The sequence below is a fragment of the Marivita geojedonensis genome, assembly GCF_002115805.1.
Lineage (GTDB): Bacteria > Pseudomonadota > Alphaproteobacteria > Rhodobacterales > Rhodobacteraceae > Marivita > Marivita geojedonensis.
In genome coordinates, this window is record NZ_JFKC01000020.1 from 44,003 (window position 1) to 57,576 (window position 13,574).

The following is a 13,574-nucleotide window of genomic DNA, read 5'->3' on the forward strand; positions in this document are numbered from 1 at the left end:
GAAACGGGACCGCTTTCTCACAAGGTAGAAGCCTGACTCAGGCGGCTGCCGGCGCGCGCGATGTCAGAACATCGCCAACCTGCTTTGCGGCGGCAAGCTCATCACCACCCGAGGTCGCAGCCACTTCGCGTGTCAGACGCTCAAGCGCCGCTTCGTACAGCTGACGTTCCGAATAGCTCTGCTCACGCTGGTCATCGGCGCGATGCAGATCCCGCACGACTTCCGCAATCGCGATCAGATCGCCGGAATTGATCTTCTGTTCGTATTCCTGCGCGCGGCGCGACCACATCGCCCGCTTGACCTTGGCCTTCCCCTTCAGCGTCTTCATCGCCTGGCTCACCACATCCGGAGAACTCAGGGAACGCATACCGATTTCCGTCGCCTTGTGCGTCGGCACGCGGAGGGTCATCTTGTCCTTCTCAAAAGAGATCACGAACAGCTCAAGCGTGATGCCTGCGATTTCCTGTTCTTCGATGGACACGATCTGACCGACACCATGGGCCGGGTAAACCACATAATCATTCGGGCGGAATTCGGATTTTTTCGACTTGCTCATTCAGAACCTTCCTTGGCGTGCACCCGTGCGACACAGACAAAAATAACGAACGGAAGCAGCGCTTCCGGTCGTTTGGCTTCAACATATCAAGACAAGCTTATGTCAGCTCTTATCCCTGCGCCTGATGGCGCGTATCCCACAGGTGTAGATTGTGACGGGACTATAACACAAAAAGGGGCACAGCGGTAGTGGCGCGCCAAGACGGCGATTCGGATGTGGAATCAAAGAGTTGCGCAACTCACTTCAGCCGAGTCGCGCCGAACTTCCGAATCATCAACCGCCTTCGCCAGGCGCTTCAGAGAAGTATTTCTCGAGCTTACCGCTCTCGCCGTCCCGCTCTTCCGCTTCGGGAAGCGGGTCTTTCTTCGTGATGATCACCGGCCAAAGCTCGGCATATTTCCGGTTGAACTCAACCCATTTGTCCATGTCCGGCTCGGTGTCGGGACGGATCGCATCCGCCGGACATTCGGGTTCGCACACACCACAATCGATACATTCATCGGGGTGAATGACCAGCATGTTTTCGCCTTCGTAGAAGCAATCCACCGGGCATACCTCAACGCAGTCGGTGTATTTGCAGGCAATACAGGCATCATTCACAATGTAAGTCATGCGCGTCTTCCATCACTCGTTCGACCGCTAGCTAAGCCACTCGCGAAAATCATTCAAGAAGGTCTGTCCGGGTTTGTTGCAAAGCGCGACGATCTTTCTTCGTCGGTCGCCCTTTGCCTTCAAAACGAGGCACTTGCGGTGCAGCCTCACGCGGCTTGGGAGGATCGAGGTCCTCATACAGCATTTGTGCCTCAGGCGCAGGTCCGCGCCGCTCTCCCATCGCCACAACCCGGATCACCCGGACGTCATTGGCCTGCGGAAAGGTCAGCACATCCAATGCGCTGACCATATAGGCCGGCTTCGAAATCGGCTGTCCGTTCACCCGCAGCTTTCCCGCAGACACGACCTTGGCAGCAAGGCTGCGCGTCTTGAAGAAACGCGCATGCCACAGCCACTTGTCGATCCGCAGTTTCTGGGCCGGTTCGCTCAACTCAGTCCTTGGACTTCAGCCCCATGAGGGCCGCTGCAAAAGGATTGTCCGGGTCGATCTGCTTTTCCTTCTTGGGCGGGCGCGCCTGGAAGGTCTTTGCTCCGGCATCCCGAGGCTGGCCCTTGCCTTTCGGCTTGCCTTTGCCCCGCGGACGGTCGCCCTGCGGTTTGCCACCCTCACGGCGCCCCTTGTTGCCATCACGGCGGGGTTGCCGCTCCGGTCGGGTTCCCCGCCAGGTGAAGACATAGAACACCTCGGTCTCCGGGCCCGCAACAGCCGCATCGGGTGCCGCACCAGGGTCGATCTCGGTCTCGGAATTGGTCGGAACCGGCGTATCGCCACCCTCAGCGGGTGCTTCCTCTGCGCCCGACGCTCCATCTTGCGCCGCATCCATCACGGGCGTATCGTCGGCGGGAACAGCGCCGTCGGCGGTCGCATCCTGTTTTTCGGCAACAGCGGCATCGGCTTCCGGCACAACCGCATCAACGGCACGCACCTTCTCACGCTCACTTTTTTCGGCCTTATAGCCAAGGCCCCCCATCAGATCGGCGAACTGCTCCAGCGTCAGACCGGTGATCGACAGCATGTCGGGATTAGCCTCGAACCCACCCCGGCTGTCCTGCGCGCGCAGAAGGTCCGCTAGACGTTCCAGCATGTCGATACGGATCGCGCGCTCGCCCGCCGCGCGGTAGCCCGATACGGTGTGATGTTCTGCCGGCGTACCGGGCGTGTTCGGCACGGTGACAAGCCCCGGAGGCGGCGCTTCCGGAAACACGTCGAGGTTCTTGGCAAGGCTCCAGAGCACCAGCCGCAGCCGCGTCGGCGCGGGTTTGAGCAACAGCGGCATGAAGATCGTGAACTGACCGAACCGGATGCCATGCTTGCGCAGCATTCCGCGCGCATCCTGATCCAGCGCTTTCACATCGTCTGCGACGTCGGCGCGCGGCAGGATGCCCATCGCCTCGACCATGCGGAAGGCAAAGCCCCGCGCCAGACCGTTCAGCGTTTCATCCTTCTGAAGGTTGATCAGAGGCTCGAACAGCGCCGCGATCTTGCGGTCAATGAAATGCTGCAACCGGCGCTGCACCTTCTGAGCCACATCCGGCCCCGCCTCTTCATCGACAAAGGCAACCACACGCGGCTTCAGAGGATCATCCCCGGCGGTCAGCTTGCCCACCGCCTGATCACCCCACATGAGGCCACCCTGCTCGGTGAAATCCATCTCGGTATCGGGCGCATTGTAGAACCGGTCCGCACGCAGATGGAAATGAGGAGCAAGCGCCTGCATCGAAGCCGTCTTCAGCGTCTTGGCTTCCTGCCCGGTTGCATCCTTGTCCTGGCGGAACCGGAACCCTTCGAGCCTGCCGACGAATTCGCCTTCGACGGTGACTTCACCTTTGTCATTCACTTCGGCCAAAAGGGCCTCCTTCTGCTTCAACCGGCGCAAGAGCACGGATGTGCGCCGGTCAACAAATCTTTGGGTCAGGCGCTCGTGCAGCGCGTCCGACAGTCGGTCTTCTACAGCGCGTGTCAGGCCGCGCCAATGGCTTTCGTCATGTACCCAGCCTTTCCGCTGCGCGACATAGGTCCATGTGCGGATATACGCCAATCGTTTCGACAGCGTGTCAATGTCGCCATCTGTCCGGTCGATCCTGTTGACCTGCCGTCCAAGAAAGTCATCCGGGATGGCGCCGCGCTGGTGCAGATGCCCGTAGATAACCTCCAGAAGCCCGGCATGTTCCGCGTGACTGATGCCCCGGAAATCGGGAATTCGGCACACATCCCACAAAAGCTGAACCGATTTAGGGTCCGACGCCCGCGCCTGCACCTCGGCCACCGTGCTCAGCGCCTTGAGCGCCTGCAGATCGTCCGCTTCGCGCGCCTTGACCAAAAGCTCATCCGCCGGGCTGGCCTCAAGGGATGCGATCAACGCGTCGATGGAACCAAAGCGCAGATCGGGATTACGCCAGTTCAGCTTGCGAAGTGGCGTGAACCTGTGATTGCAGATCGCCTCCGCAACCTCTTCGCTCAACGGGCTGGCTTCGCCCGTCACGCCAAATGTCCCGTTCGACATGCCGCGCCCGGCACGGCCCGCGATCTGGGCGAGTTCGTTCGGCATCAGCGGACGCATGCGCCGCCCGTCGAATTTGCTCAGCGAGGAAAACGCGACATGGTTGATATCAAGGTTCAGCCCCATCCCGATGGCATCGGTCGCCACCAGAAAATCCACTTCGCCATTCTGATAGAGATCGACCTGCGCATTTCGCGTACGCGGCGACAACGCCCCCATCACCACCGCCGCACCGCCTTTCTGGCGGCGCAGCAGTTCCGCAATGGCGTAGACGTTTTCGACAGAGAACCCCACGATGGCCGTGCGTGGCTGCAGGCGGCTGATCTTTTTCGATCCGGTATAGACCAGCTGGCTCATCCGCTCCCGGCGCACGAATTCGCAGCCCGGGACCAGTTCGGCAATCGGCCCGCGCATGGTGTCGGAACCCATGAACAGCGTTTCGTGAAGCCCGCGCATCCGCAGGAGACGGTCGGTGAACACATGCCCCCGCTCGGGATCGGCACAAAGCTGGATTTCATCGATCCCGACGAAATCGCAGCCCATTCCTTCGGGCATCGCCTCGACGGTACACACCCAATACTGCGCCCGCGGCGGGACGATCCGCTCCTCACCGGTGACCAGCGCCACGACGGACGGCCCCCGCGCCGCGACGATCTTGTCATAGACCTCGCGCGCCAACAGCCGCAGCGGCAAGCCGATCATGCCGGTGCGATAGCCCAGCATCCGTTCTATCGCATAATGGGTTTTGCCCGTGTTGGTCGGGCCCAGAATGGCCGCAACCCGCGCATGTCCGGCCATGTTGACTGCCCTTTGCCGTCCTGCTCAGACGTCAGGTGGTCAAAGCGTCTGCCCGTTCACCTGCCGCTCCAGCCGCTCCAACGCTTCGATCACATCGGAATCGTGCGGCCTGAGGCTGAGTACCCGCGAATAGGCGTCATACGCAAGGTGGGGTTTGTCGACCTGTTCAAAGATCGCGCCCAGACCGCGCAAGGCCCCGAAATGGTCCGGGTTCAGCGCCAGCGTCCGTTCCAGAGCATCGGCTGCCGGGCCAAACATATCAGCCCGATAGTAGACCAGCGCCAGCGCGTGCCAGCCTTCGGCAAAATCCGGCGCGTGGTCAGTAAGCGCGGTAAGATGCTCCATCGCAGCCTCGACATTGTCCACGTCAAGCGCGTCCTGCCCCCGTTTCAGCAGCAGATCCATCGCCGCAGAGCCGGATTTGGACCATTCCTGACGCAGCTGTCGCTCAAGCCGCTCAGCGGCGCGGGCGTCCTCAGCCTGTGCAAGTTGACTCAGCAGATCCTCTGCAGACCCGTCCTGCGCCAACGCCGGATGCGACACCACAGAGCCCGCAATCAGAAATGCCGCAACGGCAGATTTGAATTTGTTCATTGTGAACCTCATAACCAATTTTGAGTTTAGCGCAGGGCACGGCAAATGCCAGCTTTGCACACAAGGACGCGATCACAAGGAGACGAGCGTATGAGCGATGTTGTGGCACAGGCGGTCACCGCCATGAACGAAAAGCTGGGCGGCAGCGGCATCGACGGCACCGCACAGTTCAATATCGAAGGCGAAGGCAGCATGGTTGTCGATGGCGACGGCGCGCGCGAGGGCACGGGCGAGGCCGATGTCACCTTCAACGCCGATGCCGAAACCTATCGCGAAATCTTCGACGGCTCGCTCAATCCGACCTCGGCCTTCATGTCCGGCCGCCTGACCATCGACGGCGACATGGGCATGGCCATGAAACTGGCGTCCACACTGGCCTGATGGCAAATCCCGCGCCGTATCGCGACGATCTGGCCGAAGGGCCGGAGACCCGGGCGTTCTGGCTGCGCACCTCGGACGGGGTGCGCATCAGGGTGTCTCATGCTGCGGCGCAATCGGCCAAGGGGACGGTGTTCATCCTTCCCGGGCGCACGGAATACATCGAGAAATACGGCCGCAACGCCCGCGATTTCGTGGCGGCCGGGTTCGACACGGTCATCGTGGACTGGCGCGGTCAGGGCATGGCTGACCGGATCGGACCGAATCCCATGGTCGGCCATGTCGGAACCTTCCTCGACTTCCAGAAGGACTGGTCGGCGATCCAGCGCTTTGCCCGCGACCGCGATCTGCCGCGACCCTGGCACATGGTCGCGCACTCCATGGGCGGCTGCATCGGCCTGCGTGCTCTGATGTCCGGCTCCGACATGGCCTCCGTCATGTTCAGCGGTCCCATGTGGGGGATCAAGATGTCGGGACACCTGCGACCCGTGGCATGGACGCTGACGCGTCTGGCCCACCTTCTTGGGCAGGGCCACCGCCTCGCGCCCGGAACCTCGATCAAAAGCTACCCCGGCACCGAACCGTTCGAAGACAATCTCCTGACGTCGGACCCGGACATGTTCGACTACATGCGCCACCATGTCGAGGCAGAGCCGCAATTCGGGCTGGGCGGTCCGTCATACACCTGGCTGATGACGGCGCTGCAGGAATGCAACGCGCTTGCGACGATGCCTTCTCCTGCGATCCCGGCTCTGTGTTTCGTCGGCTCGAACGAGCGCATTGTCGACACCACGCGCATCCGTGAACGCATGACCAACTGGAAAGGCGGGAAACTCCTCCTCGTTGATGGTGCCGAACACGAAGTGCTGATGGAAAACGCCAACACCCGCCGTCAGGTGACGGGCGCAGCGGTCTCCCTGTTCTCGAGCTTCAAAGCCTAGACCTTGCCGATCTCATGCACTCCGCGCGCCTCGGCCGTGGCGCCGGCGCGCATCCACGAATGCTCGGACGAGATGAAAAAGCAGCTCATCCCGTAGCTCGACCATTCCAGCGCCTTCTGCGCGTTGGCCACCCAGGACACATAGGCCTTTCCAGCGGCATCCGCCGCCTTGCCCACCCGTTCCATCGCTGAGAACAGCTCGTCTGACGCCTGGCTGTCATGCCCGTAGCCAACCGAAAGGTCCGCCGGCCCTAGAAACAAAGCGTCGATCCCCTCGGTCGCGGCAATTGCCTCGCAGGCCTCCACGCCCTCCGGCTCTTCGATCTGCGCCATGACCACCGTTTCCTCGTGCGACCGGGCCAGCAGGTCAGGCATCGACTGCGTGGCATAGCCCGCCCATCGGGTCGACCCGGCAAAGCCGCGGCCGCCCCGCCCGAACCGCGCCGCCCGTGCCACATCCGCGGCCTTGGCGGCACTGTCCACATGCGGCACGACAATCCCGACAGCGCCACAGTCCAGCGCCTGCAACACCTCTCGGGCCGAACTGTCCCCGACCCGAACCAGCACCGGAAAATCCAGCGCACGCCCCATCGCGCAGCAGGCATCGATTGCGCTCCGGTCAAACGGCGCGTGTTCGGCATCCAGACAGACAAAATCCAGCTCGGACTGCGCCAGAACCTCGATCAGCTGATAGGCAGGCGTTTTCAGAAACGTGCCCGCCAAAGGCACGCGCGACACGAGGCGTTGACGAAATCCGGCAATCTGCATGGATGGCTCCTGATGGTCTGGTCTGCCCACCCTACGCCGCAGGTGACGCTTGGCAAGCCTCTGGCGCCGGGGTGTTTCGCTCCTATACTCAACGGCATGGCCAATCCCGTCCTCAGCTTCACCGACCGTGGTATCTACTGCGCCGCAGGCGATTTCTACATCGACCCATGGCGCCCGGTGGACCGCGCGCTCATCACTCACGGCCATGCCGACCACGCCCGACCAGGTCATCGCCGCTATCTCTGTACCGAGGGCTGTGCACCGGTCATGCGCCATCGCCTCGGCACAATCACCGTCGACACGGTCAAATTCGGCGAAGCCCGCAGGATTGGCGATGCACAGGTTTCCTTCCACCCGGCGGGCCACTTACCCGGCTCCGCCCAGATCCGGGTTGAGGTCGGAGGGGAAGTCTGGGTCGCGTCCGGTGACTACAAAGTGGCGCAGGATGGCCTGTCCGAACCCTTCGAGCCCGTCAGATGTCACAGCTTCATAACCGAATGCACCTTCGGCCTGCCCGTGTTCAAATGGGAGGATCAGGCCCATGTGGCCAAAGACCTGAACGCGTGGTGGTCAGCAAATGCCGCAGAGGGCAAAACCTCGATCCTCGGCGCCTATTCGCTTGGCAAGGCGCAGCGGCTTCTTGCGATGATCGACCCGCAGATCGCCCCGATCCTGACCCATGCCGCCGTTGAAAACACCAACGCGGTGCTGCGCGGACAGGGCTACCGGCTGCCCGACACCATTCAGGTCACTCCTGACACGAATCCCAAAGACCACAAAGGCGCCCTTGTCATCGCCCCGCCATCGGCGCTCGGGTCTCAATGGGCCCGCCGATTTGGCCTGTCTTCGACCGCTTTCGCTTCGGGATGGATGCGCCTGAGAGGGGTCCGCCGCCGCCGCGCGGCCGACCGGGGGTTTGTGGTCTCGGATCATGCCGATTGGAACGGTCTGATGCAAGCCATCTCGGAAACACAGGCAGAAAACATATTTGTTACTCATGGTTATACCGACATCTTCGCGCGATGGCTGAAGACGCAGGGATATAACGCTCAGGTGCTCAGGACAGAGTTCGGCACGGACGAAGATGACACCGACACCCCGACAGGAGATGCCGCATGACCGATCTGACGCGCGCCGACCGTTTCTTTCGCTGGCAGGCCCGGAATATCGAGCGGCGTACCCTGCACCTCGTCGCGTCGCAGCCCCTCTTGCGCCGCATCTTCGCTCTGTCGGCCCCGCTTGGGGCATCGATCCCGAAGGACATGCCGCCGAAAGAAGACGCCAACGGCGCGCTTTGGTTTACCCCGCCCGAAGCAGGGTCAGACGCGCCGCTGCTGATGTATGTGCATGGCGGTGGTTTCACCATCGGCGGCCCAAGGACCCATGCCGCACTGGTGGCCCATCTTGCGCGCGCCGCGGGGATGCGCGCCGTCGCCATACGATACCGGCTTGCCCCGGAACACCCGTTCCCTGCCGCCCGTGACGACGCGATTGCGGCATACGACAGGCTCGTCGCGGCTGGGACACCTCCGGCAGCGCTGTGCGGCGACAGCGCGGGCGGCTGTCTCGCGCTTCAGGTGGCGCAACACGCCCGCGACAGTGGCACCGTTCAGCCCAAGGCGCTTGGGCTGATCGCCCCCATTGCCGATCTTTCCGGCGACATTGCCTCGCGGTTCGACACGGCCGAGGACGAGATCCTGATCCCGCCCGCATGGCCCCGACGACTGCTGACCAGCTACCTTGCCGGCATCGACCCCACAGATCCTGCCGTGTCTCCCCTGCTGGGTGATCTGAGCAATCTGCCGCCAACGATGATACAGGCGGCCACGGGCGAAGCGCTGGCCCAGGACGCCAAACGGCTTGAGACGGCGATGAATGACGTAACACTCGACCTTTGGCCGGGGCTGGCCCATGTCTGGCATCTGCACGCCGGGTACTCGCGCGTGGCCAACGATGCACTGCAGCGGTTGGGGGCGTTCCTGCGGAACACCATCGGATGAAGGACTTTGCAGCTCTCTTCACCACCGTGGACCAGACCACGAAGACCAGCCTCAAGACCAAGGCGCTGGCTGACTTTTTCCGCACCGCCAGCGACGACGACAAGCTCTGGACCATTGCACTCTTTTCGGGCCGCCGCCCCAAACGCGCTGTCACCACGACCCAACTGCGCGAATGGGCCGCCGAGGTGGGGGGCATCCCGCTCTGGCTGCTCGAGGAAAGCTATCCGATTGTCGGCGATCTGGCCGAGACCATCGCCCTCACCCTGCCGCCTCCCAGTCGGGTCAGCGATCTGTCCCTGACCCATTGGATCACCGAGCTGAAATCCCTCGCCGCGCTCGACATCGACGCGCGCAAGGCGCGTATCCTTGATGCGTGGGATCAACTCGACCCGACCGAACGGTTCCTCTTCAACAAGCTGATCACCGGCGGGTTCCGCATCGGTGTCAGCCAGAAACTCATGACACGCGCACTGGCGCAGGCCACGGATCAGGACGAAGCCAGCCTTGCCCACCGCCTGATGGGCGGCTGGACGCCCGAGACCACGACCTACCACGCGCTGATCGAAGCCGAGGATGCAGAGGCCGACGAAAGCCGCCCCTACCCGTTCTACCTCGCCTACCAGTTGGAAGACGCCCCCGATGCGCTGGGACAGCCCGACGCATGGCAGGCGGAGTGGAAATGGGACGGCATCCGGGGACAGGTGATCCTGCGCAACGGAACCCACCACGTCTGGTCACGTGGCGAAGAGCTGATGACCGACCGCTTTCCCGAATTCGCCCGCCTGACCGATTTTTTACCGGATGGTATAGTTCTGGACGGAGAGATCGTCGCGTGGGACGGCGCGCAGCCCTTTCCCTTCAACACCCTGCAAGCCCGGATCGGCCGCAAAACGGTGCCGAAAAAGCTACTGAAGGACGCACCGGTGATCCTTCTGGCCTATGACCTGCTGGAACACGAGGGCCAGGATCTGCGCGACCTGCCCTTGCAAGAGCGCCGCGCACGGATGGATGCACTGCTGCACAACCTGCCCGATGACGCCCCGATAAAAGCCGCGCCACCCTTACCGTTCGACACGTGGGAGACCCTCGCCCATACCCGCGCCACCGCGCGCGACAATCGGGCTGAGGGGCTGATGCTCAAACGCAACGACAGCCCCTACCTCGCAGGCCGCAAAAAAGGCGATTGGTGGAAATGGAAACTCGATCCACTCACGGTCGACGCGGTGATGATCTATGCCCAGCAGGGCCACGGTCGCCGCGCCAACCTCTTTACTGACTTCACCTTCGCAGTCTGGGACGGCAACGATCTGGTGCCCTTCACCAAAGCTTATTCCGGCCTGACGGACGAGGAATTCCGCAAGATTACCGCTTGGGTGCGCAAGAACACCCAGCAGCGCTTTGGCCCCGTCCGCCAGGTCACGCCGCACCACGTGTTCGAGATCGCGTTCGAAGGCATCCACGCCTCGCCGCGCCATAAATCCGGCATCTCCCTGCGCTTCCCGCGCATGTCCCGCTGGCGGCATGATAAGCCGTTGCAAGAGGCCAACACGCTAAACGATCTGAAAGACCTGCTGGAAACCTATGGATAAGTCCACCGCCGCTGCACCGCCCCTGACGATCACGCCGCCCAGCGCGCCGCTGCCAGACGGGGCTTGCGACGCACATGTGCACCTGATCGGCGACGATTTCGCTCTGTGGGAGGGTCGCGTGGAAAACCCGCCGCCCGGCACGCTGGACACATGGCTCGACCGATACCGCACCCATCTCGGACATCTCGGCTGCACGCGCGGGGTCATCGTGCATTCGATCCTCTATGGTGGCGACAACAGCATCACGCTCGAGGCCACCCGCCGCATGGGCGACGGATTCCGCGCCGTCTGCCTGATCTCGGACACCGCAACCGAGGCCGACATTCGCGCGCTGGCTGACCGGAACTGCAAGGCCGTGCGCCTCAACTACGTGCATGGCGGATTGCTCAGTTGGGACGGCATGAAACGCCTCGCGCATATTCTGGCGGATCACGGCCTGCATGTGGAAATGCTGGCCCATTCCCATCTGCACCTTGAAGAACTGGCCCCACAAGTGCCAACCCTGCCCGTACAGATCGTCTTCGACCACTGCGCCTGGCCCGACCCGGCACTTGGAATCACCGACGGCCAGAAGGCACTTGAACGGCTGCTGGCCGAGGGCCACGCCTGGACCAAACTCAGCGCCACCTACCGCCACACGCCAGAGCCGCAGAACCTGATCCAGAGACTGTCCCGGGCAAATCCCGACCGCATCCTCTGGGGAAGCGACTGGCCGCACCTGATGCTGAACGGCGTGCCGATGCCGGACGCGGGTCAGCAATTGAACATCCTGCTCGACGCGATCCCCGATCAAAGCACCCGCCAGAAGCTCTTTACCGACAATCCCGCCACGCTCTACGGCTTTGCCCCTTGAACCTTCCGCCCGCGCGGCACAGGTTCCACAGCAACAAAGAACAGGAGACTCCCTATGCTGCGCACCCCCACCCCGACCTATGACGCCAACGCCCAGAGCGGCAGCAAAGATCTGGGGAACCTGCCGGAATGGGATCTGTCGGACCTCTATGCGTCCGATGACGCCGCCGAACTGAAGCGCGATCTCGACTGGCTTGAGGACGCCTGCAAAAGCTTTGCCGCCGATTACGAAGGCAAGCTGGCGAGCCTTTCCGCCGAAGAGTTCCTCAACGCGATCCACCGTCACGAGAAGATCGAGAACATCGCGGGCCGCATCATGTCCTATGCCGGTCTGCGTTACTACCAGCTGACAACCGACGCCCAGCGCGCGAAATTCCTGTCCGACCATCAGGAAAAAATCACCAACTACACCACGCCGCTGGTCTTCTTCACGTTGGAATTGAACCGCATCGAAGATGCGACCATCGACACGCTGTTCGATGCCAATGCAGACCTCGCACGCTACAAACCCGCCATCCGCCGCATCCGCGCGATGAAGCCCTACCAGCTCTCGGATGAGATGGAGAAATTCCTCCACGACCTCGGCGTCGTTGGCGACGCATGGGAGCGCCTGTTCGACGAAACCATCGCGGGGCTCGAATTCGAAGTCGATGGTGAGCCGCTCAATATCGAAGGCACGCTGAACCTGCTCACCGAACAGGACCGCAGCAAACGCGAAGCCGCTGCCCGCGAACTGGCCGCCGTCTTTGCCGAAAACATCAAGATCTTCGCCCGTGTCCACAACACGCAGGCGAAAGAGAAAGAAATCATGGACCGTTGGCGCGGTATGCCCACGGCCCAGACAGGACGCCACCTCAGCAATGACGTCGAACCCGAAGTGGTCGAAGCGCTGCGCAACGCCGTGGTCGCCGCCTACCCCAAGCTCAGCCACCGCTACTACGAACTCAAACGCAAATGGCTTGGCCTCGACACCATGCAGGTCTGGGACCGCAACGCGCCCCTGCCGATGGAAACCACCCGTACAGTGGGCTGGGACGAAGCGACCGAGACCGTGATGTCGGCCTATAACGCCTTCGACCCGCGCATGTCCGAGATCGCAAAGCCGTTCTTTACCGATGGCTGGATCGACGCCGCCGTGAAACCCGGCAAGGCCCCCGGCGCCTTTGCCCACCCCACGGTAACAACCGTACATCCCTACGTGATGCTCAACTACCTCGGCAAACCGCGCGACGTGATGACCCTCGCGCACGAGCTGGGCCACGGCGTGCACCAGGTGCTGGCCGCCGAACAGGGTGAAATGCTGGCCTCCACCCCGCTGACCCTAGCCGAAACCGCGTCGGTCTTCGGTGAAATGCTCACCTTCCGCCGCATGCTCGACAACGCCAAGGACGATGCCGAGAAGAAGGTGCTCCTCGCCGGCAAGGTCGAGGACATGATCAACACCGTGGTCCGCCAGATCGCGTTCTACGATTTCGAATGCAAACTGCACGCCGCACGACGCGGCGGAGAACTGACGCCTGATGACATCAACGCACTCTGGATGTCGGTGCAGGCCGAATCCCTTGGACCGGCATTCGAGTTCATGGAGGGATACGAGACCTTCTGGGCCTACATCCCCCACTTCGTGCATTCACCCTTCTATGTCTACGCCTATGCCTTCGGCGACGGCCTCGTGAACGCACTTTATGCCGTTTACGAAGAAAATCCCGAAGGCTTCCAGGACAAGTATTTTGACATGCTCAAGGCGGGCGGATCGAAGCACCACAAGGATCTGCTCGCGCCGTTCGGCCTCGATGCCAGCGATCCGAAATTCTGGGACAAGGGGCTCGACATGATCTCCGGCTTCATTGACGAATTGGAGGCGATGGAGGGCTGACCCCCCAACGTCTGCGCCCGTGGCGTCTGCGGGAGCCTCCGGCGGGGATATTTGAAGCAAGAAGAAAGCCGTTAGGGCATCCTTAACGAGTACCCGCCAGAATCAAGGTA

Annotated in this window: 13 protein-coding genes; 7 read left to right on the forward strand and 6 right to left on the reverse strand. The window is 62.3% G+C overall.

The window, feature by feature from the left end; translation table 11 throughout:
• Positions 1 to 37: 37 nt before the first annotated feature.
• The 5 genes from MGEO_RS16300 to MGEO_RS16320 form a co-directional block, all read right to left on the reverse strand.
• Complete coding sequence (locus MGEO_RS16300; protein WP_085640273.1) at positions 38 to 556, reverse strand: CarD family transcriptional regulator; 519 nt, start codon at positions 554 to 556, stop codon at positions 38 to 40.
• Positions 557 to 829: 273 nt separating this feature from the next.
• The gene (fdxA, locus tag MGEO_RS16305; protein WP_085640277.1) at positions 830 to 1,168 is read right to left on the reverse strand and encodes a ferredoxin FdxA; all 339 of its coding nucleotides are present in this window, start codon (positions 1,166 to 1,168) and stop codon (positions 830 to 832) included.
• Positions 1,169 to 1,217: 49 nt separating this feature from the next.
• Complete coding sequence (locus MGEO_RS16310; protein WP_085640280.1) at positions 1,218 to 1,598, reverse strand: RNA-binding S4 domain-containing protein; 381 nt, start codon at positions 1,596 to 1,598, stop codon at positions 1,218 to 1,220.
• 1 nt (position 1,599) lies between these two features.
• Positions 1,600 to 4,467 (reverse strand): helicase-related protein, encoded by a 2,868-nt coding sequence (locus MGEO_RS16315; protein ID WP_085640283.1) that lies wholly within the window; start codon positions 4,465 to 4,467, stop codon positions 1,600 to 1,602.
• A gap of 39 nt (positions 4,468 to 4,506) precedes the next feature.
• Entirely contained in the window at positions 4,507 to 5,061 is a 555-nt protein-coding gene (locus MGEO_RS16320) for a tetratricopeptide repeat protein (protein WP_233139958.1), read from the reverse strand.
• A gap of 90 nt (positions 5,062 to 5,151) precedes the next feature.
• On the opposite strand from MGEO_RS16320, the gene MGEO_RS16325 reads away from it, so the two are divergent.
• Together MGEO_RS16325 and MGEO_RS16330 are read left to right on the forward strand one after the other, a co-directional pair.
• On the forward strand, positions 5,152 to 5,442 hold the full coding sequence (locus tag MGEO_RS16325; protein WP_085640286.1) for an SCP2 sterol-binding domain-containing protein: 291 nt from the start codon (positions 5,152 to 5,154) through the stop codon (positions 5,440 to 5,442).
• Positions 5,442 to 6,380, forward strand: coding sequence for an alpha/beta fold hydrolase (locus MGEO_RS16330; RefSeq protein WP_085640288.1), 939 nt, complete (start codon positions 5,442 to 5,444; stop codon positions 6,378 to 6,380). Before MGEO_RS16325 ends, MGEO_RS16330 begins: the two co-directional genes overlap by 1 nt.
• On the opposite strand, the gene MGEO_RS16335 is transcribed toward MGEO_RS16330, so the two are convergent.
• Positions 6,377 to 7,147 carry an HpcH/HpaI aldolase family protein gene (locus MGEO_RS16335; RefSeq protein ID WP_085640291.1) on the reverse strand — a complete coding sequence of 257 codons (771 nt, stop codon included), beginning with the start codon at positions 7,145 to 7,147 and terminating at the stop codon, positions 6,377 to 6,379. The two genes, MGEO_RS16330 and MGEO_RS16335, sit on opposite strands and share 4 nt — an antisense overlap.
• 96 nt (positions 7,148 to 7,243) lie before the next feature.
• Between MGEO_RS16335 and MGEO_RS16340 the strand changes: the two genes are divergently transcribed.
• Genes MGEO_RS16340 through MGEO_RS16360 form a run of 5 tightly spaced genes read left to right on the forward strand, consistent with a single transcriptional unit; the run spans position 7,244 to position 13,464 of the window.
• Positions 7,244 to 8,266 carry a ligase-associated DNA damage response exonuclease gene (locus tag MGEO_RS16340; RefSeq protein ID WP_085640294.1) on the forward strand — a complete coding sequence of 341 codons (1,023 nt, stop codon included), beginning with the start codon at positions 7,244 to 7,246 and terminating at the stop codon, positions 8,264 to 8,266.
• On the forward strand, positions 8,263 to 9,147 hold the full coding sequence (locus MGEO_RS16345) for an alpha/beta hydrolase (protein ID WP_085640297.1): 885 nt from the start codon (positions 8,263 to 8,265) through the stop codon (positions 9,145 to 9,147). The genes MGEO_RS16340 and MGEO_RS16345 overlap by 4 nt, the downstream gene beginning before the upstream one ends.
• Positions 9,144 to 10,736 carry an ATP-dependent DNA ligase gene (locus MGEO_RS16350; RefSeq protein WP_085640300.1) on the forward strand — a complete coding sequence of 531 codons (1,593 nt, stop codon included), beginning with the start codon at positions 9,144 to 9,146 and terminating at the stop codon, positions 10,734 to 10,736. The genes MGEO_RS16345 and MGEO_RS16350 overlap by 4 nt, the downstream gene beginning before the upstream one ends.
• The gene (locus tag MGEO_RS16355; RefSeq protein WP_085640303.1) at positions 10,729 to 11,589 is read left to right on the forward strand and encodes an amidohydrolase family protein; all 861 of its coding nucleotides are present in this window, start codon (positions 10,729 to 10,731) and stop codon (positions 11,587 to 11,589) included. Before MGEO_RS16350 ends, MGEO_RS16355 begins: the two co-directional genes overlap by 8 nt.
• 54 nt (positions 11,590 to 11,643) lie before the next feature.
• Positions 11,644 to 13,464 (forward strand): M3 family oligoendopeptidase, encoded by a 1,821-nt coding sequence (locus MGEO_RS16360; protein ID WP_085640306.1) that lies wholly within the window; start codon positions 11,644 to 11,646, stop codon positions 13,462 to 13,464.
• Positions 13,465 to 13,574: the final 110 nt, after the last annotated feature.

Coding starts and splice junctions, on each gene's coding strand:
- MGEO_RS16300 (WP_085640273.1), bottom strand. CDS start 556: ATGAGCAAGTCGAAAAAATCCGAATTCCGCCCGAATGATTATGTGGTT.
- fdxA (WP_085640277.1), bottom strand. CDS start 1,168: ATGACTTACATTGTGAATGATGCCTGTATTGCCTGCAAATACACCGAC.
- MGEO_RS16315 (WP_085640283.1), bottom strand. CDS start 4,467: ATGGCCGGACATGCGCGGGTTGCGGCCATTCTGGGCCCGACCAACACG.
- MGEO_RS16320 (WP_233139958.1), bottom strand. CDS start 5,061: ATGAACAAATTCAAATCTGCCGTTGCGGCATTTCTGATTGCGGGCTCT.
- MGEO_RS16325 (WP_085640286.1), top strand. CDS start 5,152: ATGAGCGATGTTGTGGCACAGGCGGTCACCGCCATGAACGAAAAGCTG.
- MGEO_RS16330 (WP_085640288.1), top strand. CDS start 5,442: ATGGCAAATCCCGCGCCGTATCGCGACGATCTGGCCGAAGGGCCGGAG.
- MGEO_RS16335 (WP_085640291.1), bottom strand. CDS start 7,147: ATGCAGATTGCCGGATTTCGTCAACGCCTCGTGTCGCGCGTGCCTTTG.
- MGEO_RS16340 (WP_085640294.1), top strand. CDS start 7,244: ATGGCCAATCCCGTCCTCAGCTTCACCGACCGTGGTATCTACTGCGCC.
- MGEO_RS16345 (WP_085640297.1), top strand. CDS start 8,263: ATGACCGATCTGACGCGCGCCGACCGTTTCTTTCGCTGGCAGGCCCGG.
- MGEO_RS16350 (WP_085640300.1), top strand. CDS start 9,144: ATGAAGGACTTTGCAGCTCTCTTCACCACCGTGGACCAGACCACGAAG.
- MGEO_RS16355 (WP_085640303.1), top strand. CDS start 10,729: ATGGATAAGTCCACCGCCGCTGCACCGCCCCTGACGATCACGCCGCCC.
- MGEO_RS16360 (WP_085640306.1), top strand. CDS start 11,644: ATGCTGCGCACCCCCACCCCGACCTATGACGCCAACGCCCAGAGCGGC.